26 protein-coding genes are annotated in these 24,757 nt (G+C 60.0%); 7 read left to right on the top strand and 19 right to left on the bottom strand.

Going from position 1 to position 24,757, the window contains the following annotated elements; translation table 11 throughout:
- Window positions 1-1,473: 5'-3' exonuclease H3TH domain-containing protein (locus VK725_RS11495; RefSeq protein ID WP_325318192.1), on the bottom strand; the 1,473-nt coding region annotated here is incomplete at its 3' end.
- Between the two features lie 92 nt (window positions 1,474-1,565).
- On the opposite strand from VK725_RS11495, the gene VK725_RS11490 reads away from it, so the two are divergent.
- Together VK725_RS11490 and VK725_RS11485 are read left to right on the top strand one after the other, a co-directional pair.
- Window positions 1,566-2,108 carry a DUF2782 domain-containing protein gene (locus VK725_RS11490; protein ID WP_325318191.1) on the top strand — a complete coding sequence of 181 codons (543 nt, stop codon included), beginning with the start codon at window positions 1,566-1,568 and terminating at the stop codon, window positions 2,106-2,108.
- 32 nt (window positions 2,109-2,140) lie between these two features.
- Entirely contained in the window at window positions 2,141-2,572 is a 432-nt protein-coding gene (locus VK725_RS11485; protein WP_325318190.1) for an EamA family transporter, read from the top strand.
- Between the two features lie 17 nt (window positions 2,573-2,589).
- Here the strand turns inward: VK725_RS11485 and VK725_RS11480 are convergent, their stop codons facing one another.
- Window positions 2,590-3,300, bottom strand: a complete 711-nt coding sequence (locus VK725_RS11480; protein WP_325318189.1) for a glutathione S-transferase — start codon at window positions 3,298-3,300, stop codon at window positions 2,590-2,592.
- A 43-nt stretch (window positions 3,301-3,343) separates the two neighbouring features.
- Window positions 3,344-4,240: a LysR family transcriptional regulator gene (locus VK725_RS11475; protein WP_325318188.1), complete on the bottom strand. Its 897-nt coding sequence runs from the start codon at window positions 4,238-4,240 to the stop codon at window positions 3,344-3,346.
- A 108-nt stretch (window positions 4,241-4,348) separates the two neighbouring features.
- Here VK725_RS11475 and VK725_RS11470 point away from each other — a divergent pair, with 108 nt between their 5' ends.
- Window positions 4,349-5,365, top strand: coding sequence for a bile acid:sodium symporter family protein (locus VK725_RS11470; protein ID WP_325318187.1), 1,017 nt, complete (start codon window positions 4,349-4,351; stop codon window positions 5,363-5,365).
- 14 nt (window positions 5,366-5,379) lie between these two features.
- Here VK725_RS11470 and purH read toward each other — a convergent pair whose 3' ends face one another.
- From purH to VK725_RS11405, 13 genes are all read right to left on the bottom strand, one after another.
- Entirely contained in the window at window positions 5,380-6,990 is a 1,611-nt protein-coding gene (gene purH / locus VK725_RS11465) for a bifunctional phosphoribosylaminoimidazolecarboxamide formyltransferase/IMP cyclohydrolase (RefSeq protein WP_325318186.1), read from the bottom strand.
- Window positions 6,991-7,113: 123 nt separating this feature from the next.
- The gene (locus VK725_RS11460) at window positions 7,114-7,401 is read right to left on the bottom strand and encodes a helix-turn-helix domain-containing protein (protein ID WP_126675150.1); all 288 of its coding nucleotides are present in this window, start codon (window positions 7,399-7,401) and stop codon (window positions 7,114-7,116) included.
- Between the two features lie 193 nt (window positions 7,402-7,594).
- Window positions 7,595-8,386, bottom strand: coding sequence for a zinc-ribbon and DUF3426 domain-containing protein (locus VK725_RS11455; RefSeq protein WP_325318185.1), 792 nt, complete (start codon window positions 8,384-8,386; stop codon window positions 7,595-7,597).
- A 59-nt stretch (window positions 8,387-8,445) separates the two neighbouring features.
- Window positions 8,446-9,342 carry a 50S ribosomal protein L11 methyltransferase gene (gene prmA, locus VK725_RS11450; RefSeq protein ID WP_325318184.1) on the bottom strand — a complete coding sequence of 299 codons (897 nt, stop codon included), beginning with the start codon at window positions 9,340-9,342 and terminating at the stop codon, window positions 8,446-8,448.
- A 253-nt stretch (window positions 9,343-9,595) separates the two neighbouring features.
- Window positions 9,596-10,969, bottom strand: a complete 1,374-nt coding sequence (accC, locus tag VK725_RS11445) for an acetyl-CoA carboxylase biotin carboxylase subunit (RefSeq protein WP_325318183.1) — start codon at window positions 10,967-10,969, stop codon at window positions 9,596-9,598.
- A 17-nt stretch (window positions 10,970-10,986) separates the two neighbouring features.
- Window positions 10,987-11,448, bottom strand: a complete 462-nt coding sequence (gene accB, locus VK725_RS11440; RefSeq protein ID WP_325318182.1) for an acetyl-CoA carboxylase biotin carboxyl carrier protein — start codon at window positions 11,446-11,448, stop codon at window positions 10,987-10,989.
- Window positions 11,449-11,528: 80 nt separating this feature from the next.
- Window positions 11,529-11,981 (bottom strand): type II 3-dehydroquinate dehydratase, encoded by a 453-nt coding sequence (aroQ, locus tag VK725_RS11435; RefSeq protein ID WP_325318181.1) that lies wholly within the window; start codon window positions 11,979-11,981, stop codon window positions 11,529-11,531.
- Between the two features lie 145 nt (window positions 11,982-12,126).
- The gene (locus tag VK725_RS11430) at window positions 12,127-12,633 is read right to left on the bottom strand and encodes a TlpA disulfide reductase family protein (RefSeq protein WP_325318180.1); all 507 of its coding nucleotides are present in this window, start codon (window positions 12,631-12,633) and stop codon (window positions 12,127-12,129) included.
- A gap of 91 nt (window positions 12,634-12,724) precedes the next feature.
- The gene (locus VK725_RS11425; protein ID WP_325318179.1) at window positions 12,725-14,884 is read right to left on the bottom strand and encodes a protein-disulfide reductase DsbD; all 2,160 of its coding nucleotides are present in this window, start codon (window positions 14,882-14,884) and stop codon (window positions 12,725-12,727) included.
- An 88-nt stretch (window positions 14,885-14,972) separates the two neighbouring features.
- Window positions 14,973-15,884, bottom strand: coding sequence for a DMT family transporter (locus VK725_RS11420; protein ID WP_325318178.1), 912 nt, complete (start codon window positions 15,882-15,884; stop codon window positions 14,973-14,975).
- A 72-nt stretch (window positions 15,885-15,956) separates the two neighbouring features.
- Complete coding sequence (locus VK725_RS11415) at window positions 15,957-16,652, bottom strand: glutathione binding-like protein (protein ID WP_325318177.1); 696 nt, start codon at window positions 16,650-16,652, stop codon at window positions 15,957-15,959.
- Window positions 16,653-16,696: 44 nt separating this feature from the next.
- Window positions 16,697-17,026, bottom strand: coding sequence for a divalent-cation tolerance protein CutA (gene cutA / locus VK725_RS11410; protein WP_325318176.1), 330 nt, complete (start codon window positions 17,024-17,026; stop codon window positions 16,697-16,699).
- Between the two features lie 11 nt (window positions 17,027-17,037).
- Window positions 17,038-17,778, bottom strand: a complete 741-nt coding sequence (locus VK725_RS11405) for a class II aldolase/adducin family protein (protein ID WP_325318175.1) — start codon at window positions 17,776-17,778, stop codon at window positions 17,038-17,040.
- Between the two features lie 222 nt (window positions 17,779-18,000).
- Between VK725_RS11405 and VK725_RS11400 the strand changes: the two genes are divergently transcribed.
- From VK725_RS11400 to VK725_RS11390, 3 genes are all read left to right on the top strand, one after another.
- The gene (locus tag VK725_RS11400; RefSeq protein WP_284394926.1) at window positions 18,001-18,294 is read left to right on the top strand and encodes a co-chaperone GroES; all 294 of its coding nucleotides are present in this window, start codon (window positions 18,001-18,003) and stop codon (window positions 18,292-18,294) included.
- A gap of 132 nt (window positions 18,295-18,426) precedes the next feature.
- Window positions 18,427-20,070: a chaperonin GroEL gene (gene groL / locus VK725_RS11395; protein ID WP_325318174.1), complete on the top strand. Its 1,644-nt coding sequence runs from the start codon at window positions 18,427-18,429 to the stop codon at window positions 20,068-20,070.
- Between the two features lie 424 nt (window positions 20,071-20,494).
- Window positions 20,495-20,971 (top strand): hypothetical protein, encoded by a 477-nt coding sequence (locus VK725_RS11390; RefSeq protein ID WP_325318173.1) that lies wholly within the window; start codon window positions 20,495-20,497, stop codon window positions 20,969-20,971.
- 91 nt (window positions 20,972-21,062) lie between these two features.
- Here the strand turns inward: VK725_RS11390 and VK725_RS11385 are convergent, their stop codons facing one another.
- Window positions 21,063-21,731: a M23 family metallopeptidase gene (locus tag VK725_RS11385; protein WP_325318172.1), complete on the bottom strand. Its 669-nt coding sequence runs from the start codon at window positions 21,729-21,731 to the stop codon at window positions 21,063-21,065.
- Between the two features lie 22 nt (window positions 21,732-21,753).
- Here VK725_RS11385 and VK725_RS11380 point away from each other — a divergent pair, with 22 nt between their 5' ends.
- On the top strand, window positions 21,754-21,957 hold the full coding sequence (locus VK725_RS11380; RefSeq protein ID WP_325318171.1) for a hypothetical protein: 204 nt from the start codon (window positions 21,754-21,756) through the stop codon (window positions 21,955-21,957).
- 111 nt (window positions 21,958-22,068) lie between these two features.
- Here VK725_RS11380 and VK725_RS11375 read toward each other — a convergent pair whose 3' ends face one another.
- A complete protein-coding gene (locus tag VK725_RS11375; protein WP_325318170.1) occupies window positions 22,069-23,970 on the bottom strand; it encodes an LTA synthase family protein in 1,902 nt (633 codons plus the stop codon).
- Window positions 23,971-24,167: 197 nt separating this feature from the next.
- A partial coding sequence (locus VK725_RS11370; protein WP_325318169.1) for a peroxiredoxin occupies window positions 24,168-24,757 on the bottom strand: 590 nt, incomplete at its 5' end.

Genomic DNA, 24,757 nt, shown 5'->3' with positions numbered 1-24,757 from the left:
TTCGGCGGCGTAGCGGCAGGCGGTTTCAAGATCGACTTGCGAGAAGGAAATCTGCTTCGCGCCTTTGCCTGCGACTTCCTCGTACTTCACGGTTTCGTAGCTGAGGTATTTGGTGGCGAGCGAATCCATGTCGTGACGGGTTGCCGTCGCGTTCCACACGTACGATTCCAGCATCGTGTCGTGCTTGAGCCCCTGCACGGTGATGCCATAGAGCGACAGGATGTTCATGTCGTACTTGGCATGCTGACCGACTTTCGGTCGCCGCGGGTCTTCCATGATCGGCTTGATCGCGGCAAGCACTTTATCGCGCGGCAATTGCTGGGGTGCGCCAGGATAATCGTGTGTGAGCGGGATGTAGCACGCGTGGCCAGGTTGCACGGACAGGCTCAATCCCACGATGTCGGCACGCATCGGATCCAGACCCGTCGTTTCGGTGTCGAACGCGATCAGCGGTGCATCCTTGATGCGCTCAAGCCATGCATCGAACTGCGCTTGCGTCGTGACCAGTTCGTAATTGCCGGGACCGCTCAATTCGACGGCGGGCATCGCTTCGGTATGCGACGGTGCAACAGGCGCTGTGTCGATCGCTGTTGCTGGCGCCGGGGGCGAGGGTGACGTGGTATCGGCAGCGGCGCTGTCCAGTTCCTTCAATGCCGCCTTGAATTCGTAGCGTGTGAACAGTTCGCGCAGCGCGTTGGCATCGCGCTCGCGCAGTGTCAGATCCTTGACGGACTTGTCGAGCGGTACATCGAGCTTGATCGTCACCAGTTCGCGCGAAAGCGGCAGCGACGGAAGCGCTTCGCGCAAATACTCGCCGATCTTGCCGCCGATCTTGTCCGCGTTGGCAATCACGCCGTCGAGCGAGCCATATTCTGCAAGCCATTTTGCCGCGGTCTTCGGGCCACACTTGGTGACGCCGGGTACGTTGTCGACCGTGTCGCCGGTAAGGCTGAGGAAGTCGATGATCTGCTCGGGCTTTACGCCGAACTTTTCGACCACGCCAGCGTTGTCCATGGTGGTGTTGGTCATCGTGTTGATCAGCTTGATACCGGGACGCACGAGTTGTGCGAGATCCTTGTCGCCGGTGGAAATCAGCACATCGATGCCATGTTCGTGAGCTTGCTTGGCAAGCGTGCCGATGACATCGTCGGCTTCCACGCCGGTGACGCGCAGAATTGGAAAACCCAATGCGCCGACGATGGCCAGCATGGGTTCGATCTGCGCGCGCAATTCGTCCGGCATGGGCGGGCGATTGGCCTTGTACTTGTCGTACAGGACATTGCGAAATGTCGGGCCGGAAGCATCGCTGACGAAGGCGACGTAATCGGGTCTGGCCTTGAGCGTGGTGCGTAGCATGTTGACCACGCCGAACAGCGCTCCCGTGGGTTCGCCCTTGGCATTGCTCAGTGGCGGCAGCGCGTGGAAGGCGCGGTAGAGGTAGGAGGAGCCGTCGATAAGCGTCAGGTTTGGCATTCGCACATTCTCGCATGATGGCGGCGGGCACCGGTTCACGAGGCGGTGAAGGCCGCGCTGGTATGATCCGTTTCCCCAACGAGGTCTTCGCCATGAAACACGCTGCCTGCCTGCTTGTCCTTTCTGTCCTGGCCGCGGCGCCAGCGTTTGCGCAGACATCGTCCTCCTCGACCGCCCAGCCGCACTTCGCTCCCGCGCCACCGCCGCCGGGGATGAACGATCCGGGTGTCAATCCTTCCAAGGAACCGATGTCGGCCAGCACCACGGCGAACGCGCCGGCATCCACGCCGGCCGAGCTTGAGCCCAGCCACATGGCGAGCAAGCCGATCCCGATGCCGAAGATGCCGGGTCAGACCAATCAGGATGCCAACCGCCCGCCGCCGCCGGAAGTGGCGGTGCATCAGGAAGGCGACAACACCATTCAGGAGTATCGCCAGAACGGTCACGTCTACATGGTGGTGGTGACGCCCAAGTACGGTCCGCAGCAGGTTTATACGGTCGATCCGGACGGCCATATGCTCGATCCCAATGGTCAGCCGCCGGTGAAGCCGGTGCAGTACCGCCTTATCCAGTGGGGCAAGAGCAAGCCGGCGTCGGCCGAATCGTCGGAAGACAACGGCGATAACGGTACATAATCCTCTTATCGTTTCGTTTCCCCGGAGCGGGCATGAACATCCGCGAAAGCTGGTTGCTGTTCGCTCTGGGCTCGGCGTTCTTTGCAGCGCTCACGGCGCTGTTCGGCAAACTGGGCGTTGCCGGGATCAATTCCAATCTCGCCACGTTCATCCGCACGCTGGTGATTCTCGGCGTGACGGCAGGCATTCTCAGCCTCCGCGCGGAATGGGCCAAGCCCACCGGGTTGCCGTGGCATAGCTGGTTGTTTCTCGTGCTCTCGGGCATTGCGACCGGACTTTCCTGGCTTTGCTATTACCGCGCGCTGCAATTGGGTCCGGTCAGCAAGGTTGCTCCGATCGATAAGCTAAGCGTTGCGATAGTGATCGTGCTTGGGCTGCTCATCCTGGGCGAGAAGCCAACCTGGCCGGTGCTCGTGGGTGGCGTGTTGATTGTGGCCGGTTCATTGGTGATTGCGCTGTTTTAGTCGCGGCACGGTGTGGATCAGATTTTTGGATCCAGCGCTGGATAGTGCCGAAAAATGCCGTCCTGGTTGAACGCAATGCGGCGCGGTGATTGTAGGTATGCGGCAATATTCGGGCGTTCGGCAATGCGTTCGGTCAGTGCACGCAAGCGTGGAATACGTTTCTGCATCCGGCGCATGGCGTTCGGAAATGCGTAGTCCAATCCGCTAACGAGCTGGAAGAGCGACAAGTCGACATACGAATGTCGGCTCAATGCCTGCCTTCCGTTGCCGCGCTCAATCACGCTTTCGAAATAATCGAGATATTTAGGGATGCGTTCGTCGCAGAAAAACTTCGCGCGCTTTTTCGCGGCGGCGCGTTGTTGTTCGTAGTATTGGCTCGCAGAAATGGGGTGATGCGTGTCGTGCACTTCCACAACGATATCGGTGATGGTCTGTTGCAGCTGTTGCGCATACATTTCTGCCGCCTGTCCGCCGGGCACCAAGCCAAGATGCGGGCCCAGGTAAGCGAGAATCGTGGCGGTTTGCGCGATCACCAGTCGCCCGGCTTTGAGAAACGGCGGCGCGAAGGGTAATCCGCCATCATATTTGCCGCGAAGGAACGGCATCATAGCGCTGTCACCGCGTTTGCGCGCGACATCGATGTAATCGGCGCCTGCGTCCTCCAATGCCAGTCGCACGAATTCGCCGCGGCCCTGAATACCAGTCCAGTAGTAAAGCTCGTAGCGCATGAGACATCCTCCTGGTGGAGAAAACAGCCTAAAGGTCACGCGCTCAATACGACGTGAGCGTTCCCTTCGCCGCAAGTTCGCGCAGACGATTCCACACCAACGCCGCCAACGGTGAAAGTGAGCGATGACGACGATGGATCAGCATCACCGTGCGCTGTTCCTTCGGTGTCAGCGGACGCATCGCGAGCGATGCGGGCGGCGCGGAAAGCGCGGGCGTGATGCTGATGCCCAGGCCTGCTTCCACCATGCGGAACGCCGTATAAGTGTGGCCGGTTTGTTGAACGACGTTTGCTTCGACACCGTATTTGCGCAGTGTCGCGTCGATGAGAGGGCGGCTGCCGGATGAGTAATCGAGCAGGATCAGCGGCTGTCCCTGCAGTTTTTCCCATGCGACGGTTTTCAGTTTTGCAAACGGATGATCCGGACGGCAGGCAAGGCAAAACGGATCGCGCATGATGGTTTCGCAATCGAACTCGCCGCTTTCGGGCGGATCGATGGCGATGCCGAAATCGACTTCGCCGCCGCGAACGCTGTCGAGCACCAAGGTTTGTGCCTGATCGTGCAATTGAATGGTCAGCTCCGGATAGTCGCGGGCGCAATCGGCGATGCATGCAGGCATCAGGCTTGCCGACAACGTGGGTACCGAGGCGACACGGACTTTTCCGCGTTTACGTTCACCTTCGGAGTGCACGTGCTCCAGCACGCCTTCCAGCTCATCGAGCACACGCTCGATGGCGCTCTCCAGATAACGGCCCGCCTCGGTAGGGACTACTTCGCGCGTGTTTCGATCGAACAACCGCACGCCCAACTCCGATTCCAGCTCGGCGACGTGCCGGCTGACGGCCGGCTGGCTCAGGTGCAGATTGTCCGCCGCGCGCCGAAAGTGGCGCTGGCGGGCCACCGCCAGAAAGGCCCTGAGCTGCCGGAGGCTGATATTCATACTCATATAGCATCAATGAATACAATAAAACGATTTGATTTATCAATGGGGCGGCGGTGAAATAGCGACCATCTTCCTTTGATCGGGTCGCCGAACGGGGCATTCGCCATGAGCACTCTGCGCCGCTTCCTACCGGACAACTTCACCCTCTGCCTGATCGCCACGGTGATCACGGCAAGCCTGCTGCCATGCCGCGGCGTCACCGCCAACGCCTTCGAGTTGCTGACCGACGTGGCCATCGCGCTACTGTTTTTCTTGCACGGTGCGAAGCTCTCGCGCGAGGCCGTGGTCGCGGGGTTAACCAACTGGCGGCTGCATCTGACGGTGCTGGCGAGCACCTTTGTGTTGTTTCCGGTGTTGGGTCTGTTGCTGAAGCCTGTGCTTTCACCGCTGGTGACGCCCTCGCTTTACGTCGGCATCCTGTTCCTTTGCACGTTGCCGTCCACGGTGCAGTCGTCGATTGCGTTTACGTCGATTGCGCGCGGCAACGTATCGGCCGCGGTGTGTTCGGCATCGGCGTCGAGTCTCCTCGGCATCGCGATCACGCCGTTGCTGACAGGCTTGGTGCTGCAGGCGCACGGGCAGGGTGCGATGTCATGGGAATCGGTCGGCGAGATCGTGTTGCAACTGTTCGTGCCGTTCGTGGCCGGTCAGATTTCGCAGCGTTGGATTGGCGGCTGGGTATCGCGTCACCGTCCGTTGATCGGCCTGGTCGATCAGGGCTCGATCTTGCTGGTGGTCTACACTGCGTTCAGTGCGGCGGTGCTGCAAGGCTTGTGGAAGCACTTGCCGTTGCCGGTGTTGGGCGGTCTGCTGATCGTCAACGCCGTGTTGCTGGCGGCGGCGTTGCTGATCACGCGTTACGGTTCGCGCGCCCTTGGGTTTGATCGCGACGATGAAATCACGATCGTGTTCTGCGGTTCGAAGAAGAGTTTGGCCAGTGGCGTACCGATGGCGAAAGTGCTTTTCCCCGCCCACGCCCTGGGCATGATCGTGTTGCCGATCATGTTGTTCCATCAGATGCAGTTGATGACGTGTGCGGTTCTGGCGCGTCGCTATGCGGAACGCGCCAACGTTAATTCACGCAAGAGGAGTGATGTGACGAAGATTGCCGCCACCGAATAAGCGGTTGCGCGATATCAGTGCCGGAAATGGCGCATGCCGGTGAAGACCATCGCCATATCGTGTTCATCGGCAGCGGCAATCACTTCGCCATCGCGCATGGAGCCGCCCGGCTGAATCACGGCGCGAATACCCGCTGCGGCGGCGGCATCGATGCCGTCGCGGAACGGGAAAAACGCATCGGACGCCATGACCGAGCCGCGCACTTCAAGCTTCTCGTCTGCCGCCTTGATACCCGCGATGCGCGCACTGTAGACGCGGCTCATCTGGCCGGCGCCGATGCCGATGGTCTGGCGATTGCGTGCATACACAATGGCATTGCTCTTGACGTATTTCGCCACTTTCCAGGCGAAAATCAGGTCGTTGACCTCTTCTGCTGTCGGCGTGCGGCGCGTGACGATCTTCAAATCGTTGGCCGTGATCATGCCGCGGTCCGCGGTCTGGATGAGCAAGCCGGAGCCCACACGACGCACATCGTTGCCCGGATGCGCTTCGCTCAGCTCGGCCTCCTTCGGGACCGGAATTTCGAGCACGCGCACATTCGTTTTCTTGCTGAATGCTTTCAGTGCGTCGTCCGCATAACCGGGCGCCAATACGACTTCCACGAATTGGCGATCGACGATCGAGCGTGCCGTGTCGCCGTCCACCTCACGATTGAACGCAATGATGCCGCCGAACGCCGACGTGGGATCGGTTTGGAATGCGAGGTCGTACGCGCGACGAATACCTTCGAGACTGACCGCGACGCCACACGGATTGGCATGCTTGACGATGACGCATGCGGGCTTGGTAAAGCTGCGCACGCATTCCCACGCTGCATCCGAATCGGCAATGTTGTTGAAGGATAGCTCCTTGCCTTGCAACTGGCGGAACGTGGCCAACGTGCCGGGCGCAGGATACAGGTCACGGTAAAACGCAGCTTGCTGGTGTGGATTTTCGCCGTAACGAAGATCCATAACTTTCACGAAGCGACCGTTTGCCTGGCCCGGGAATGCGTCGTGACCGGCAACCGTATGGTGTGCTTCGTCGAGCTGTACTCCGGAGAGGTAATCGCTGATCGCGCCGTCGTAATTGGACACGCGATTGAACGCCGCCACTGACAGTTTGAAACGCGTCGCGCGACTCAGACCGCCGTGCTGTTCGATTTCGCTCAGTACTTCGTCATATTGATCGGGCGATGTCAGCACGCCGACGTCGCTCCAGTTCTTCGCTGCGGAGCGAAGCATGGCCGGACCGCCGATATCGATATTTTCGATCGCCTGTTCCAGCGTGCAGTCCGGTTTGGCCACCGTGGCTTCGAAGGGGTAGAGGTTCAGCACGAGAAGGTCGATGGGCTCGATGCCCAGTTCGGTCATGACCGCGTCATCGATCCCGCGGCGGCCTAACAGCCCCCCGTGAACCTTCGGATGCAGGGTCTTTACGCGGCCGTCCATGATCTCCGGAAAGCCCGTGATATCGCTGACGTCCTTGACCGGAATACCCGCCTCGCGCAGGGTTTTGGCGCTGCCGCCGGTGGAGAGCAACTCCACCTTTGCCGTGGCTAGGCGCCCCCCCAGTTCGATCAGCCCAGTCTTGTCCGAAACGCTGATCAGCGCGCGGCGAATGGGGGTGACGGCGGGTGCGGACATGGCGGTTTCCGGTGCGGTAAAGCCGCGCATTATAGCGCGGCTAGGCAGCGGATGCTGTTCGTCTAATCGATTGCGTTTGGACGGCTAAACGCCGTCGAAGAGCGGCTGTGGAAGAACGTTGCCTCAGAGAAGGCCGTGAGCGGACAGCTTCTTGCGCAACGTTGCGCGATTGATGCCGAGCACGGCAGCAGCGCGACTTTGATTGCCGTCATGAAACGCAAGCACTTCGCGCAGCAACGGACCTTCGACTTCGCGAATGACGAGCGCGTGCAAACCTTCGTCGCACGGCGTGTCACCGATGTCCGCAAGGTAACGCCGCACAGTACGGCTTACGCATTCACTCAATGCGCTCTGCGACGAGGAATCATTAATGGCCTCGTTGACAGGCAGTCTGACAGCGTTCAAGGACATTTCCCCTCACGTACTCACGCGACGGCTGCATAGGTCGTCGCCATGCTTATGGCAGTTACCGCGTTTGCGGCGGGTCAATAGCTCGTGCTTTGTGTAGCGCGAGGGGTCGAGTGTACTCGCGCTCGTGGACAAAATTAAGAGCCTTGCGGCAAGAAAAATCATAAGACTATGCCGAACAGGCACTAAGGACGCTTTATTCGAACCCCAGGTCAAAAGCGACGGCCTGATGGCCGGGGTCTTCCACCTCAAAGATCAACGCGGAGGTTGCGCCAGGGCCAATCCCGCGTCGCAGTGCATCAACATCATCGAGGTATTCGGATGGATTCAAACGACGCATGGCGATGACTTTGCCATTTGCATCGGACAATCGAATCGTGACAACGGGCCACGGTTGCGTAAAGGCCGCATCGTTCCGTACGCTGGCGCTGATTAGCAACGCATTGGGAACAGTGGGATGCGTCTGCACGTCACGTGCCAGCAAGCGCAATTTGCCGACATCACGCACCGGTGGCAGCGCGCAATTCAGCGTAGCGCAAGCTTGCTGAAGTAGCGGCCCCATCGTTGGATCGGCAACCAGCGTGTCGCGCAATGCCCAGCCGAGCTGCCCAAGAAGGCCAAAAAACAGCAGAAAACAAGCTGAAATCCAGGGCCAGCGACGTGGTTTTTCCTTGCGCCGATCACGTGCAAAACGTGGTGTGACGACCAGGTCCGCAAAGTCATCGCGCGTTGGCATTTCATTGGCGACAACGACTGGCGACATCTTTGGCTGCGGCCGGTAAACCACCAATTCCACGCGTGGCGGCTCCACGCCCGGCTCGTGTGAGGGCAGCTCGTTGAATGGTTCCGGTGGCAACTGATCGGCGAGCGTGGCGATGCAATCGAAACCCGCGCCGCAATGTCCGCACAAGACAAAGCCATGCGCCTGCGCGATGGTTCGCGCATCCACTGAAAACACGGATAGACATTCAGGGCATTGCGTATACATGCGGTGCGCTTTGACCTATATCGGGCAAGCTTAGCAAAGCCATCGCATGATCCGTTCCATCACGCGCGACGATGGCCGCTGATGCGCACCCAATCTTCGCGTGTGTCGACACGCAATGCTTCGAACCATTCGGCATAACGCGCCAGCAGCTCGTCTTGTTGTCCTTGCAAGATGCCGGAGATGGCAAATGGTGCGCCGGGTTTTGCAGTGGCGGCGAAGATGGGGGCGAGATCGCCAAGCGGTCCGGCAAGAATGTTTGCAACGAAAACGTCGGCCGGTTCGCCGGCGAAATCCTCAGGTAGGAACAAGGCAAGACGATCGGCGACTTCGTTGCGTTCGGCATTGTCGGCCGACGCAGTGAGCGCTTGCGGATCGTTGTCCACGCCAATCGCCGATCCGGCGCCGAGCTTGAGTGCCGCAATGGCAAGAATGCCCGAGCCGCAACCGAAGTCGATGACGCGCTTGCCCGCGAGGTCGAGGCCATCGAGCCATTCAAGGCAAAGCGCCGTGGTGGGATGCGTGCCGCTGCCAAACGCCAGGCCAGGGTCCAGGCGCACGATCACGCTGTCGTCGTGGGGTGGCTCGATGTTCCACGGATAGATCCATAGCCGCCTCCCGAAGGGCATCGGCTTGAATTGGTCCATCCACGCGCGTTCCCAGTCTTCATCCGCGACGTCGCGAAAGTTCAGTTGATCGGGTTCCAACCACGGAAGCAGTTCGCTCAGGGCCTCTGTGAGGCCGCGACGATCGGTGCCTGCCTCGAACAGGGCGTTGAGCGTGATCGTCGGCCACAGCGGCAGCTCGCCTACGCCGGGTTCGAAGATCGCCTGTTCATCGGGCGTCTGTGCGTCGGCGTCCTGCAGCGTGATCGACAGCGCGCCCAGATCGTCCAGCGCTTCCTCCACGCGGGGCTGCTGTTCGGCACGGGCGATCAGGGAGAGTTCGAGCCAGGGCATGGATGTACCGGGAAGCGGGTGGTGCGAGGATTGTCTCTCGCCCCCTGCGCGCAGGGATAGGGCGATGGTCGAATCTTGCGACGCAGTTGACTGCGCCTCCACGTCATTCCGGCGCAGGCCGGAATCCAGTCGTAATAAATCGTGTGAAGCACACAGAACAAATTATTTTGAGTGCTATGCACAGCATTTTTGGACTGGATTCCGGCCTGCGCCGGAATGACGTTGAGGCAAAGTGGAGGACGGCCCCCCGCACTCAATGCCCGCTATGCGGATGTTCCTTATGCTCCGCCATGCGCTTTTCCAGATAGTGGATGTTCTGCCCACCTTGCTGGAAGCCCACATCATTCATGATGCGCTGCTGCAGCGGCACGTTGCACTTCACGCCTTCGATAACCGTTTCGGCCAGCGCGAGACGCATGCGCGCAATCGCCGTTTCGCGATCCGGACCGTGCACGATGATTTTGCCGATCATCGAATCGTAATTCGGCGGAATCTTGTAGCCGTCGTACAGGTGAGTATCGACGCGCACACCTGGACCGCCCGGTGCCTCGAAACGTTTCACCGTGCCGGGCGAGGGCACGAAGGTCTCCGGATCTTCCGCGTTGATGCGGCATTCGATCGCATGACCCTGAATCTCGATGTCTTCCTGCTTGATCGAAAGTTTTTCGCCTGCGGCAATCCGCAATTGCTCGCGTACGAGATCCACGCCGGTAATGAGTTCGGTTACCGGATGCTCGACCTGAATACGCGTGTTCATTTCGATGAAGTAGAAACGGCCGTTTTCGAAGAGGAATTCGAACGTGCCTGCGCCGCGATAGCCGATGCGCAAACAGGCGTCCACGCACACTTTGCCGATCTGCGCGCGCAGTTCCGGCGTGATGCCCGGTGCAGGCGCTTCTTCGACTACTTTCTGGTGACGGCGCTGCATGGAGCAATCGCGTTCGCCAAGATGGATGGCATTGCCTTGACCGTCGGCGAGCACCTGGATTTCCACGTGACGCGGATTCTCCAGAAACTTCTCCATGTACACCTGATCGTTGCCGAACGCCGCCTTGGCTTCCTGCTTGGTCATGGTGATGGCGTTGCCCAGATGCGCTTCTGTGCGCACAACGCGCATACCGCGACCGCCGCCACCGCCCGATGCCTTGATGATCACCGGATAGCCGATCTCGCGCGCAATGCGAACGTTTTCTTCCACGCTGTCGCCGAGCGGGCCGCCTGAGCCGGGCACGCAAGGAACGCCGGCGGATTTCATCGCGCGAATCGCTTCGACCTTGTCGCCCATCAGGCGAATCACATCGGCGGTAGGTCCGATGAAGATGAAGCCGGATTGTTCCACCTGCTCGGCGAAGTCCGCGCGTTCGGCAAGGAAGCCGTAGCCGGGATGAATCGCGTTGGCGTCGGTGATTTCCGCTGCAGCGATGATGCGCGGAATGTTGAGGTAACTGTCGATCGATGGTGCCGGGCCAATGCAGATCGCTTCGTCTGCCAGACCGACATGCTTGAGGTTGCGATCTGCCGTGGAGTGCACGGCCACGGTTCGTATACCGAGGCTATGGCACGCACGCAGGATGCGCAACGCGATTTCGCCGCGATTGGCGATAACGACTTTTTCGAGCTTCTGCATAGTAGTCGTCAGGCCATTTAAGCGATCACGAACATCGGCTGATCGAATTCCACCGGCTGCCCGTTCTCGACCAGGATGGCCTGCACCGTGCCGCCCACATCGGCTTCGATCTGATTGAACATCTTCATCGCTTCGATGATGCCCAGCGTCTCGCCGGCCTTCACCTGCTGACCCACCTTCACGAACGCCGCAGCGCCCGGGCTGGCGGAGGCGTAGAACGTGCCCACCATGGGCGCCTTCACGACATGGCCGGCAGGCAGATTCGGTGCGCCTGCGTCAGCCGCAGCGACGGGCGTGACCTGCGCAACCGGTGCCGGTGCGTGCATCACGGGCGCAGGCGCCGGTGCAGCGGCGACGTTGACGCCACCCTTGGGTACGCGCGACAAACGGACGACTTCTTCGCCCTCTTTGATTTCCAGTTCGGCGAGGTTCGATTCCTCGAGGAGGTCGATCAGTTTTTTGATCTTTCGCAGATCCATCGGGCTTGCCTTCTTTGGGTCTGGGGCCACAGCTTGGTGGCTTGACGGTAAAGGGAATGAAAGGAAACGGTAGGTGTTGTCTAGTCAGCCGGTTTCGGTTCAAGTTTCGAAACCGCGGCTTGCAGCGCCAGGCGATAGCTGTCGCTGCCGAAGCCGGTAATCACGCCCACGGCGAGATCGGACAGGTAAGAGTGATGCCGGAACGGCTCGCGGGCGTGCACGTTGCTCATGTGCAGCTCGATAAAGGGGATGGCGACCGCGGCCAGGGCGTCGCGCAGGGCAACGCTGGTGTGGGTAAAAGCGCCTGGATTGATCAGGATAAACGCGATCTGCTCGTCCCGGGCCTGGTGAATGCGGCCGATCAGCTCGTGCTCGGCGTTGGACTGATACCAGGCCAGCTCGTGGCCGGCCTTCTGGGCGAGCTGCGCCAGGCGGGTATTGATGTCCGCCAGCGTCTCCCGGCCGTAGACGTCCGGTTCGCGCACACCAAGCAGGTTGAGGTTGGGTCCGTGCAGGACCAGCAGCTTCGCCATAACAGCTCCAGGCAGCCCCGGCGCCTCGGAATCCGCGCAGTGTGCTAGGTGCCGCCAATATTGTCCAGTTCGGCGCAGATCGGCGATGTTTGACGGAGAAGTGACTTAGAAACCGTGCGTCGACGTATGTGGGCTGCAAACCGCGCTACGGCGCGGTTCCCGGGGACAGCCATTTGCCGAGTTGCGAAGGTTCGAGCGGACCGCGGCGCATCGCTACGATTCGTCCATGGGCATCCAGCAGCACGCTGAAAGGTAAAACTTCGTCGGTGTCGCCGAGACGGAGCGAGGTGCTCGGCGAGTCGAGCCGGCCGAGCAGGATCGGATAGTCCACCGGATGGGCACTGAGAAAGCTATGGACATGTTCAGGGTCATCCATCGCTATACCCAGCACGATGGCTCCCTGATCGGCGAAGTTATGCTGCGCCGTATTTAGCGTCGGCATTTCGGCCAGGCAGGGCACGCACCAGCTTGCCCAAAAATTGATCAGCACCCGTTGGGCATGAAATTCGGAGAGATGATGCAGCTTGCCATCGAGACCCGTGAGAGCCAGATCTGGACGAAGATCGCCGACGTTCGCGACATCAACGCCGGGCGGCGTGCGCGCCACCTGACTTTCGTGCTGCAGCCAGCCGCCGCCGATGGCGGCCAGCACGGCTAGGCCGAGAATGATTAGGTTTGGGCGGCTCAGCATGAGGGTCGGCGCGCTCGCTGAAGTGCGGCCGGCGTAGCGATCTCTAGGTTGGTCACTTCGCCGCCTCGTTCACGGCATCCTCGACCAGCGATTCAGTCAGCACCGTCGGCAACGCGTGACCCGGGCCACCGTTCTTGGGGAACACCACATACAGAGGAACGCCCGGTGAGTGGTACTGCTCCAGGAACGCCGAAATCGTCGGGTTCACGTCGGTCCAATCACCTTTCATATAGACGGTGCCGGTGCGTTTGAGGAGTGCCTGGAAAGCATCGCCATCGAGCACTGTGTGCTCGTTCGCCTTGCAAGTGACGCACCAGTCGGCCGTCATGTCCACAAAAACGGGGGTGCCCGCTTTGCGTAGCGCATCGAGTTTTTCCGGCGAATAAGCGACGACACCGCTCGACGTCTCGGCAGCGTGTGCCGTCGCAGGCAGTGTGCTGAGGTAATAGAGCGGGGCGAGCGTGAAGAGCGCGAACACCACCACCCACGCGCGGCTGAACAATCCACGCCCGCGGCTGCGTTCAAACCACCACAGCGTCATGGCGAGCAGCACGGCGGCAACCATCAGCAGGCCCACTGCGTCGGCGCCACGTTGATGTGCAAGCACCCACGCCAGCCACGCTGCGGTGAGATACATGGGGAACGCCAGTATTTCCTTGAGCGTTTCCATCCAGCGTCCGGGACGCGGCAGCCATCGCGACAAGGCGGGTATGAAACCGATCGCGAGAAATGGCAGCGCGAGACCTAAACCAAGCGCAAAGAAAACAGCCATCGCGTTCAACGTCGGCGCAACCAATGCGTAGGCCAGCGCGGTGCCCATGAACGGTGCGGTGCAGGGGCTGGCGACCACCACGGCCAACACGCCCGTGAAGAAATCACCGATAGGACCTGAGCGATTGGCAAGCGAGCTGCCGGTGTTGCCCAGCGATGCGCCGAACTGCACCACGCCCGACATCGACAACGCGACAGCAAGCATCACCAGCGACAGCACCGCAACGACCAGTGGATTTTGCAGGTGCGCGCCCCACGCCGTCTTCAACGCGATAATCACCAGCCCAAGCGCCACGAAGCTGATCAGCACGCCGGCGGTATACATCAGTGCGTGTGTGCGACGGCGCGCGAGATTATCGCCGCTCTCCAAAATGCCCACTGCCTTGATCGACAGAACCGGCAATACGCACGGCATCAGATTGAGAACCAAGCCGCCGAGCACTGCGAGCAATAACTGGTATAGCAAACTCGCCGAAGCACCGCCCGCGCTGGCGGGTGGCATCTCGGGTGCCGGATTCTCGGCGGCTTGCCCGGTTGTTTGCGCAGCACTACCCAGGCCGACGCTCGCGTCGCGCGTCATCACCGGATAACACACACCGCCATCCTGACAACCTTGAAAACTGGCAGCGATGTCCAGCGTTTTCAGTCCCGACAAATCGCCGTTCACGCTGACGGGCACGGTGATGTCGCCGAAGTAAACGGTGGTATTGCCGAAATTTGCATCCGTATGCATCTCGCCTGCGGGCCACGCGGGCGTCAGCGCAACATTCGGTGCGTTCTTTACCGTCAGCGTGGTCTTGTCGCGATAGAGGTAATAGCCCTTCGCCATCGTCCAGCGAATCAACAGGTGATGCGGATATTGCGCGATGGCGTCGAAGTGAAACGCCTGCTCCGCAGGTAACGCCGCGCCGTTGCCGCCCACGGCAAGCTGCGACGGCGATTTCAACAAATCGCCCAGTTTGTTCGTTGGCGCATTGGCGGCGCCTGGAACGGGAAGATCCAATTGTTCGGTATGCGGCGGATAGCAGATCTTCGGATCGGTTTCGTGGCAACCCTGATAGCGCACGCTCAACGTAAGGTGCGTGGTGCCGGGTGCGAGCGTGTAGGGAATCGTGGCGTCGATGCCGTGGTGATACGTCTCGACCGGACCCAGATACGGATCGTCGTGCTTTTCGCCATCGGGAAGCTGCGCGGTGCCGAGCGTGACGCCGTCGCCGCCTTTGAAATTCATGCGGCCGCGATAAAGGTAGTAATCGGGCGCGATCGTCCAATGCAGTTTCACGACGCCGGGCGTGCTGGCGTCGGCCGAAAGTTTGTACGCTTCGGTCACGGGCAGAAGATTTTCGGTGCCATTCTGCGCCGACGCGGCCGGGATGAGTGTAAGCAGCGCGATCAAAGCAAACAGACAAAGAACAGCGCGGTGTTGAAAAAGCGAGCGCATTGCAGCTCCAGGAGGGGGTCGCGCCGGGGTACGCGAATACGGCAGATTATGGCTCAGCTTGAGGCGCACCGACGCCGGCGCTGCGTCGTTATGCCTTTTCTACCGCAGAGGCCGGTTCTGCCGGCGCAGCCTTCGGATGAAGCATGCCGGTGGTGAGTGCCACACCGAGCAGGATAAGGATGCAACCGCCTGCCATCGGCAGCGTGATCCTTTCATGGAGGAACAGCGCACCCCATAACACGCCGAATACGGGAATCAGGTACAGCACGGCCATCGATTTTGCCGAGCCGATACGCGCCAGCAATCCGTAAAAAAGTATGTAAGCGAGCGACGTACAGATTGCCGCCAGTCCGATCGCGGCGATCCAGGCTTCCGTCGAGGGCGATTTGGCCGGCCACAACCAGATGGTGAACGGCAGCAGCATCACCGCGGCGGCCATCTGGCTGCCAGTGGCGACGGTCAGTGGCGAAACCTCCTGCAAACGACGATGACTGTAATGCGCGCCGAACGTGTAGCAGACGTTAGCCGCAACGCATGCCGCCATGGCCCAGACGGCCGTTGCGCCGCCATGGCCAAAACCTATCGAGCCGCCGATCAGCCACACCACGCCAGCAAAGCCGATCACCAGACCGCTGACGCGCGGCGCATCGAGTTTCTCGCCCAACCAGAGCCAGCCGGATGCGGCGACGAGCAGCGGTGCAATCGCATCGAAGATCGCCGACAAACCCGACGGGAGGCTTTGCGCTGCGTAGGAAAAAAACACAAACGGGAGGGCCGAATTGGCGAGGCCGATAAGCGCGACCGAAAACCAGTGCTTGCGCAGTTCGATGCGCCGCCGGCGCGAGAAAAGCAGCGGGATCGAGCAGATCGTTGCGCCAATCGCACGAACGCCCGCCAATGCCATGCCGCCGAATTCATTGGCGCCCATGCGCATGAACAGGAACGAGGCTCCCCAAATGGCACCTAGCAGCAAGAGTTCGACAGCGTCGGATTTCTTCATCGCGTGGCGCTCGGTTGCATCCATGTCGGCAATGTATATCCCGCTGGTGACAGAACCTGTCAGCAGTATTCGTTAGCGCTTGGCGCCTTGACCAAACAGCACGCGACGCTCTTCCTCGGTCAGTGCACCGTGTTTGGGCGTGTAGACATTTTCGACGCCTTCGTAGGTGCGAATCGTCGCGGGCCGAGCGGCTATGGTGTCGAACCAGCGTTTCAGATGCGGGAAATCGTCGAGGTTCTGTCCGTGCGCTTGATGCGGCACGATCCACGGATAGCAGGCGATATCTGCAATCGACAGTTCGTCCACAATAAACGAACGGCCTTCCAAACGTTGATTGAGTACACCATAAAGACGTGCCACTTCGCGCGTATAGCGATCGATCGCATACGGCACTTTTTCGGGCGCGTAGATATTGAAGTGTCCGATCTGGCCAGCCATCGGTCCAAGCCCGGCCATCTGCCAGAACAGCCATTCGAGCACTTGCGTGCGCCCTTGGATGTCTTTGGGAATGAAACGCCCGATCTTCTCGGCGAGATAAAGCAGAATCGCGCCCGATTCGAACATTTTTACAGGCTTATCGGTACCGAGCGGATCGTGATCGATGATCGCGGGAATCTTGTTGTTCGGCGAAATCGCCAGATATTCGGGCTTAAATTGCTCACCCTTGCTTAGGGCGACCGGGTTCACGCGATACGGCAGCTGCGCTTCTTCTAGAAACAGTTTGGCTTTCAGGCCGTTCGGTGTAGCGGCGAAATAAAGATCGATCATGATCCCAATCCTGTTTGCGAGAATGTATGTAGCGGCGTTGTGCGTCAGTTTTTTACAGCGTCGCGAATCCAGTCCAGATAAGGCGCATGCGCCTGCTCGATAGGAACGGCGATCACTTCCGGCACGTCGTAGGGATGCAAGGCAAGCACGCGTGTCTTGAGCGCATCGAAGCGTTCTGCGGTGGTCTTGATCAACAACAGTTCCTCGGTGTCAGTGATGACCTTGCCTTGCCAGCGATAGGTCGACTGGATGCCGGGCACGCGATTGACGCATGCGGCCAGCGCTTCATTCACCAAGGCATCGGCCAAACGTTGCGCGCTGGCGGCGTCGGGGCAGGTGCAATAGCACAGCAGAACGGTTTTTGGGTCGGTCATGGGATGGCTCGCTACTTCTTCGACATCAAGCCGTAATTTCCGAATTTCTCGATCACCTGCGTCACTTCGTTATCGCGCAACATGATGGGTTTTCCGATTTGCAGGGCAATCGTGTATTGCCTTGCCAGTGTTTCCACTTCAATTGCACGCCACATCGCCTGTTCCATGTTCGCACCGACCGCGATCATGCCGTGATTGGCCATCAGGCAGGCGAGCCGTCCATCGAGTGCGCGCACCACAGCATCGGACAGCGCCTGTGTGCCGTAGGTGTAATAGTCCGAACAGCGAATCGAGTCGCCGCCGCTTACGGCAATCATGTAGTGCGCGGCAGGAATGTCCATGCGGCACATCGCCAGCGCCGTGCTGTACGGCGGATGGGCGTGGACGATGGCGTGGGCATCCGGGCGCGCCATATAGATGTCGCGATGAAAGCGCCACTCGCTCGACGGGCGTCGCGGATGATCGTGATGACCGTCCATATCGACGAAGACGACGTCGTCCGGGGTGACCTCGCCATAGGGCATGCCGCTGGGCGTGATCAAGAATCCGCTTTCGAACCGGATGCTCAGATTGCCCGACGTGCCCTGGCTCAAGCCGGACGGCGTCAGCTTCAACCCGTTGGCGACGATTTCCTCGCGTAACGTCTGTTCGGTGCTCACTGCTCGGCTTGCCTGATGATCGAGTGGAAACGCAGCATCGTCGGCATTTTTGCGTTCCGTGTCATCTTCTTCCTCATGGCGAGGGGCACCCATCCCCAACCCCTATTTCCAAACTACGTCGTTTCGTTGATCGCCCTTGAAAGCCCTTGCGAGTCCCCCATTAAGTTTCCCGAGACTCGCCCGGCCCCTGTACCAGGGGTTTTTTTGGAGGCTAAAATTGGCACTCATGTCTCCCGAGTGCTAACACAGGCCTCCCAGAGGCCGGCCACGGGGCGCCAATTTTTCTAACCTCAAGCCATAGCTGGAGTTTTTCCCATGAGCAAACTGCGTCCGCTGCACGATCGCGTCATCGTCAAGCGCCTGGAAGAGGAGCGTGTCTCCGCCGGCGGCATCGTTATCCCCGATAGCGCCACTGAAAAGCAGACCCGCGGCAAGGTCATCGCTGCCGGTGAAGGCCGCATCCTGGAAGACGGCAAGGTCCGTCCGATGTCCCTGAAGGTCGGCGAAGTCGTGCTGTTCGGCAAGTATGCCGGCCAGGAAATCAAGATCGACGGCGAAGAGCTGGTCTTCCTGAAGGAAGACGACATCGTGGCTGTTATCGAAGGCTGAGCGCGACGAGCGGGATTTGCCGAGCGCGACATCCGCGCTTGATGACCGGTTCGGTCGGCAAAAGTCCCCGCACGACGACTGCAATAGCAAAACCCCCATTACTTATTTCAATTTTTTAGAGGCTAAAAAATTATGGCAGCCAAAGAAGTCCGCTTCGGCGAAGACGCACGCGCTCGCATCCTCAAGGGTGTGAACACTCTCGCGAACGCCGTCAAAGTCACCCTGGGCCCGAAGGGCCGCAACGTCGTGCTCCAGAAGAGCTTCGGCGCTCCGACCGTCACCAAGGACGGCGTGTCCGTCGCCAAGGAAATCGAACTGGCCGATCCCTACGAGAACATGGGCGCCCAGATCGTCAAGGAAGCCGCGTCCAAGACCTCCGACAACGCCGGTGACGGCACCACCACCGCCACGGTTCTGGCTCAGGCGCTCGTGCGCGAAGGCCTGAAGGCCGTTGCCGCCGGCATGAATCCGATGGATCTCAAGCGCGGCATCGACAAGGCTGTGATTACGGCCGTGGAAGAGCTGAAGAAGCTCTCCAAGCCCACCGCTGACGACAAGGCCATCGCCCAGGTCGGCACCATCTCTGCGAACTCCGACGTCGCCGTCGGCGACATCATCGCCACCGCGATGAAGAAGGTCGGCAAGGAAGGCGTGATCACGGTTGAAGAAGGTTCGGGTCTGGAGAACGAACTGGACGTCGTCGAAGGTATGCAGTTCGACCGCGGCTACCTCTCGCCGTACTTCATCAACAACCAGCAGAGCCAGCAGGTCGAACTGGAAGATCCGTTCATCCTGCTGTACGACAAGAAGATCTCCAACGTCCGCGAAATGCTGCCGATCCTCGAAGGCGTGGCCAAGTCCGGCAAGCCGCTGCTGATCGTCGCTGAAGAAGTCGAAGGCGAAGCGCTGGCCACCCTCGTGGTCAACACCATCCGCGGCATCGTCAAGGTTGCTGCCGTGAAGGCGCCGGGCTTCGGCGATCGTCGCAAGGCGATGCTGGAAGACATGGCCATCCTGACCAACGGCCAGGTCATCTCCGAAGAAGTCGGCCTGCAGCTTGAGAAGGCAACGATCCAGGATCTGGGCCGCGCCAAGAAAGTCGTGGTGACCAAAGAAAACACCACCCTCATCGACGGTGCCGGCGAAGCCGCGAAGATCCAGTCGCGCATCGGCCAGATCAAGGCGCAGATCGAAGAGACCTCGTCCGATTACGACCGCGAGAAGCTGCAGGAACGCGTGGCCAAGCTGGCCGGCGGCGTTGCTGTGATCAAGGTCGGTGCTGCGACCGAAGTCGAAATGAAGGAAAAGAAGGCCCGCGTCGAAGACGCCCTGCACGCTACGCGCGCAGCCGTTGAAGAAGGCGTGGTCCCCGGCGGTGGCGTTGCTCTGATCCGCACCTTGGCAGCGATCGAAAAGCTGAAGGGCGAGAACGAAGACCAGAACCACGGCATCGTCATCACCCGCCGTGCGCTGGAAGCGCCGCTGCGCGAGATCGTGTTCAACGCTGGCGATGAGCCGTCCGTGATCGTCAACCAGGTCAAGGAAGGCAAGGGCAACTACGGCTACAACGCTGCGACCGGCGAGTTCGGCGACATGATCGAATTCGGCATCCTGGATCCGACCAAGGTCACGCGTTCGGCACTGCAGTACGCCTCCTCCGTGGCCGGCCTGCTCATCACCACCGAAGCGATGGTGGCCGAGCTGCCGAAGAAAGAAGAGCACAACCACGGCGCCCCCGGCGGCGGCATGGGCGGTATGGGTGGCATGGACTTCTAAGTCCTGCGCTCAAACGCAAAGTGTTACGAGAAAACCCCGCGCAAGCGGGGTTTTCTTTTGCCAGATAGCTTTTGCCGAATAAAAAAGGATTTCTTGATTAGCGTCGAACCTCAGTTACTCGGGATTTGCTCCCTCCGCGCATGCAGGGGGCGAAATCACTACCCAGCGGAGGTTCGGCACGAATCAGGATGGATATTTCCCCCTTTTTCCTGATGCATCGCGACATCTCTACGGCGGCCGTTGAATATTCCTGGTGGCCATCCTACTGTGCGCTCAGGAGGCCGCTGGATGACCAGCTTGGGAGAGGCTTCCATCCACGTCCCCCGCAAGCACGATCGGATCTGCGAAAAAGAGGGCCCTCATAGGGTTTCTGGTTTCGGTGTTTGTGAGTGGAATCAATATAAATAACGTTGCAGGAGGGTCTATGAACAAATTCATGGCAGCGATCGTTATTGCAAGCATGGCGTTGGCAGGATGCAGCACATCGGGCGATACAACGCCCGCACGGAGCGAATCGTCGGGCGTCACGTATACGCCTGCCAAGGGATATGCCGTGAACCCCGATACGATCGCTTCGTTCAAAGCAGGCACCACCACCGTAGACCAAGTCGAAGCTACGCTGGGAAAACCCGTCGGTGCGGTGCGCACACCGTCCGGAAATCAAGTCATCGCGTACGTCAAAGTTCGAACCGAAGACGTTAGCAACGATCGCACTCCTGAAACCGGTACGGCGCTTCCCAAGCGTCACAAAGTTCGATACGCGACCATGCTGTCATTCGACCCGCAGGGTCGCTGGATCAATTCGTGGACGCGTGTCGATGATTTAGGGGACGCATCGCCCAGCGCACTGGGTCATTTCGACGTAGGCGATGTTTTGACCAATCAAGATGGTATGCCGTAAACGCGCTTGTAGCGAGGGCTCTTCGTTGAAGAGCCCTTGTCGTGTGCACGCAAGTGCATATCGCCACAGGGCAGGCAAGACTCTCCGCTTTTTACATGCGGGCAAGATAGGGTGACGGATCTACGTGTTCACCGTCACGATGGATTTCGAAATGCAGATGCGGGCCGGTCGAGCGACCGGTCGAGCCGACTTTGGCGATTGTCTGGCCCGCCTTTACGCGTTCGCCCGCCTTTATCAGCAGTTTCGAGTTATGCGCGTACAAGGTGCGATAGCCGTTGTGATGATCGATCACGACGACCTTGCCGTAATGGCGGTCTGTGTTAGCTCTGATCACCGTGCCCTCAGCGACCGCTTGTACCGGCGTGCCGATGGGCGCGGCCATGTCGATGCCACGATGGAATATATCGCCGTTGCCGAGCGGATCGTGTCGATGACCGAAGTGCGATGTGATGCGCGCGTACGCGATCGGCAACTGCGTGTCGAGCTGATGAAATCTGTCGACCTCATCCGGCGGTAGCGGAGTGTCTTCGGATATGTCGGAGGGCGCGCCGTAGAGTTTCTTCAGCGCACGAAAGTAAGGTGATGGCGCCGCCCGGGAGCTTGCAAAAGCATTGTTGGTGGCGACGAACGGCTTCTCCGCATAGCTGGGCGGTGGCAGCAGCAACTGCGCATCGTTTTGCGAAGGCTCTGCGGCATGCAGATGCGCTTGCGGTACGCCCAACCAGCAGATCGTCAGGCAGATGGTCAGCGCGCCGAGCAAGTACGGTGAGCGGGGGGAGGGGGTGGATAGTGCAACCCATTTTCTGCAAAAACTGAACATCGGTATGGCCACGGTGCCAAAACCGCCCACCCGTTACCGCCCGGGAGATCGCGATTTTCTGAAAGAAGGCGAGAAATCCGTTACCGCCGAAGACTCAACGTGCCATGCGATGGCACCTGTCTATTACGGCAAAAATCGCCATGGCAAGGTATCGGATCGACCTTAAAGCGCAGGCGCGCGTGCTTAGGATGCTGTTAAGCGTTCATCCTTTGCCCATCGGAAACGAAAAGGGCCCTCATACGAGAGCCCTTGCATCGAGTCATGACGCACGCGCGGGTCAATGGTGGATGCCCATCGCCCCTACCGCCGGTGTCGGCTCCGCACTCTGACCCTGCGCCAAGTTAGTGGCCGGTGGCAGCAAGCTCGCCGGCAGCAACTTGTCGAGCTTGCCGTTCATGCGCAACGCAGCCACGCTCGCCATGTCGTTGTCGAATTGCTTCTGTTGCGCATCGATCGGTGGCGGTGTTGCGCCTGGTGCGTGCGTGAGTGCCGCAAGCGATGGTGCCAGCACTTGAGTCAGCGCGAAATACGCATCGTCATGAACGCCCGCGCGCTCCAGTAGCAGGCCCGGCAGCATCCATGAGGCCATGTCCACGCGTTGTGCGTTGCCCGGATTGCGTGGATCGACCAGCAACCACGTACCGGCTTGCGACAGCATGCTTTGACCATCGACGAAGCCCGTTTCGCGATAGGCGTCATCGAGGCCCGGCAAATGATCGCCATAGAACAGCAGCAGCGTTGGACGATTGCGCTTGGCTAACAGGGCGGCGAGGCGTCCGAGTTCCTGATCGGCATGCTGCATGTGATACAGGTAGTTCTGCACCTGCTGCTTGTGCGTGGGATCGACGACAGCTGGCACGGCAATCGCGTCGCGTGCAGCGACATCCTGGGGCGTTACGTCATACGGGCCGTGCGCTTCCAGGCTGATCGCAAACAGGAATTGCGGCGGCCCGGAATCTTTCAGCTGCGACATGATCTCGTCCGTCATCGCGCTGTCGGCCATGTATTTGCCGTCCATCGCCGCATCGGCCGGGAAGCCCGATTGCGATAGGAAACGATCGAAACCCAGTGCCTTGAACGCGGTGTTGCGATTCCAGAACGTCGGATCGTTACCGTGAATCGCGATCGTTTCATAACCGTGCGAGCGCAAGACGCGCACCATGCTCGGCACCACTTTGTTATTCAACTGCAGATACGGAAACTGCATGGTGTTGAAGTAGCGCAGTGACAGACCTGTCAGCACTTCGAATTCGGTGCGGATAGTGCCACCGCCGAACGTCGGTACGTGCAACGGGCCGCTCATGCCCTGCGCGGCAAGACGTTTGAGGTTGGGCGTGAGATCGGCGTTCTCGTAACCGCGGATGATGCGCGGATCGAAGAACGATTCGCTCTGCACCACCACGATGTCGGGAAGCGCCGTGTTCGGATCGGGCGTTGTCTGCATGCGTGCACGCACCGCGTTGCCCGTGGTTTGCAGCAACTGCGACACGGCCGCCGGGTCGACTTTCTGTTTCGTATGGCGATCCTGCAGGTGGAACATCACCAGCGAACTCATCAGACCCGAATGACTGGTCGTTGCAGCCGCCGACCAGGGTTCAAGCCAAAGTTTGTGGCCGTTGTAGAGGCTTCCCCATCCCGGCACGCCAACCAGCAGCGTACCGAACGTCGCAGCAAGAACGCTGCCCGCGATCACGCGCTTGCCACCGGTGCGGCGTCGAAACAGCGGCCGTTCGAAACGCCACAGCGCTGCAATCAGTGCAACACCCACGATCAAACTCAGGTAAGGCCAGGGGCTGTGCGGCAGGTAACTACCGAGCACATGCATGCCGCCTTTGCCGAGCTGTCCGACCATGCGGAAATCGGCGGGCACCAGCGGCGTGCCAAGGTTCGCGACCTTCAGTGAATTCACGGCATACACGACGACCTGCGCCAGATACGCCAGCCCGAAAGATAGAAAAGCGCGCCGCGTCACCACCAGCAACAGCAGCGCGAGCATCAGTCCGGGCATCGCGTTGGCCAGCGGGAACGCAGGCTGCGCGATCAGCTGCGATGCGGCGACGCCGTCATTGCCATCGAGCAGGCCGGTGAGCAGCACGAACCCGGCCATCATCGCGAGCACCATGGCGGCGCGCACGACCTTGGCTTGTGTCGAAAGAGGCGTCGGGGAGACGGGGGTCATAACAGTCCGGACAATCGATCGTTCGGTGGGGTGTGGACTGTAACGTTACTGACATGAATCGGTTGGCACCCGGGTCAAAGGTGTTGGTCCGGGTTCAGGCCACCGGTGCATGTGGATCATCAAAATGGCGCAAAAAAGACCGGGCCGCACAGGGCGGCCCGATCTTTTTGACGTCAAGCAAGGACTTGCGGCTTTTTTCAGTGTTGCGTGCTGCTGAACCGCAGTAAACGCAGATAAGGCTTGAGCGTGCGCCAGCCCTCGGGGAATAGCTGTCTGGCGTCGTCGTCGGAGACCGATGGCGCAATGATCACCTCGTCGCCCGGACGCCAGTCCACCGGGGTGGTCAGCTTGCGTCCGTCGGTGAGCTGCAGGGAGTCGAGCACGCGCAGGATCTCATCGACATTGCGGCCAGCGCTCGGCGGGTAGGTCAGGGTCAAGCGCACTTTTTTCTGCGGATCGATGACGAACACCGAGCGCACGGTAACCTTCGGATCCGCCTTGGGATGGTACATGCCGTAGAGCTTGGCCACGGCGAGGTCCGGGTCGGCGAGGATCGGATAGTTCACCGCCGTGCCGCCGACGTCTTCCACATCCTTGATCCACTTTTTGTGCTCGCTCACGGGATCGACCGACAGGCCGAGCAGCTTCGTATGGCGCTTGTCGAATTCCGGCTTTTGGCGTGCGAACGCGCCGAGCTCGGTCGTGCACACGGGCGTGAAATCCTTTGGATGCGAGAAGAAGATCAACCAATGATCGCCGATGTAATCGTGCAGCTGGATCGGGCCTT

Origin of the sequence: Dyella sp., assembly GCF_035486915.1 — a bacterium.
Classification (GTDB): domain Bacteria; phylum Pseudomonadota; class Gammaproteobacteria; order Xanthomonadales; family Rhodanobacteraceae; genus Dyella_B.
The sequence above is the reverse complement of the archived record's forward strand: the minus strand, read 5'-3'. Positions and strand labels throughout refer to the sequence as shown.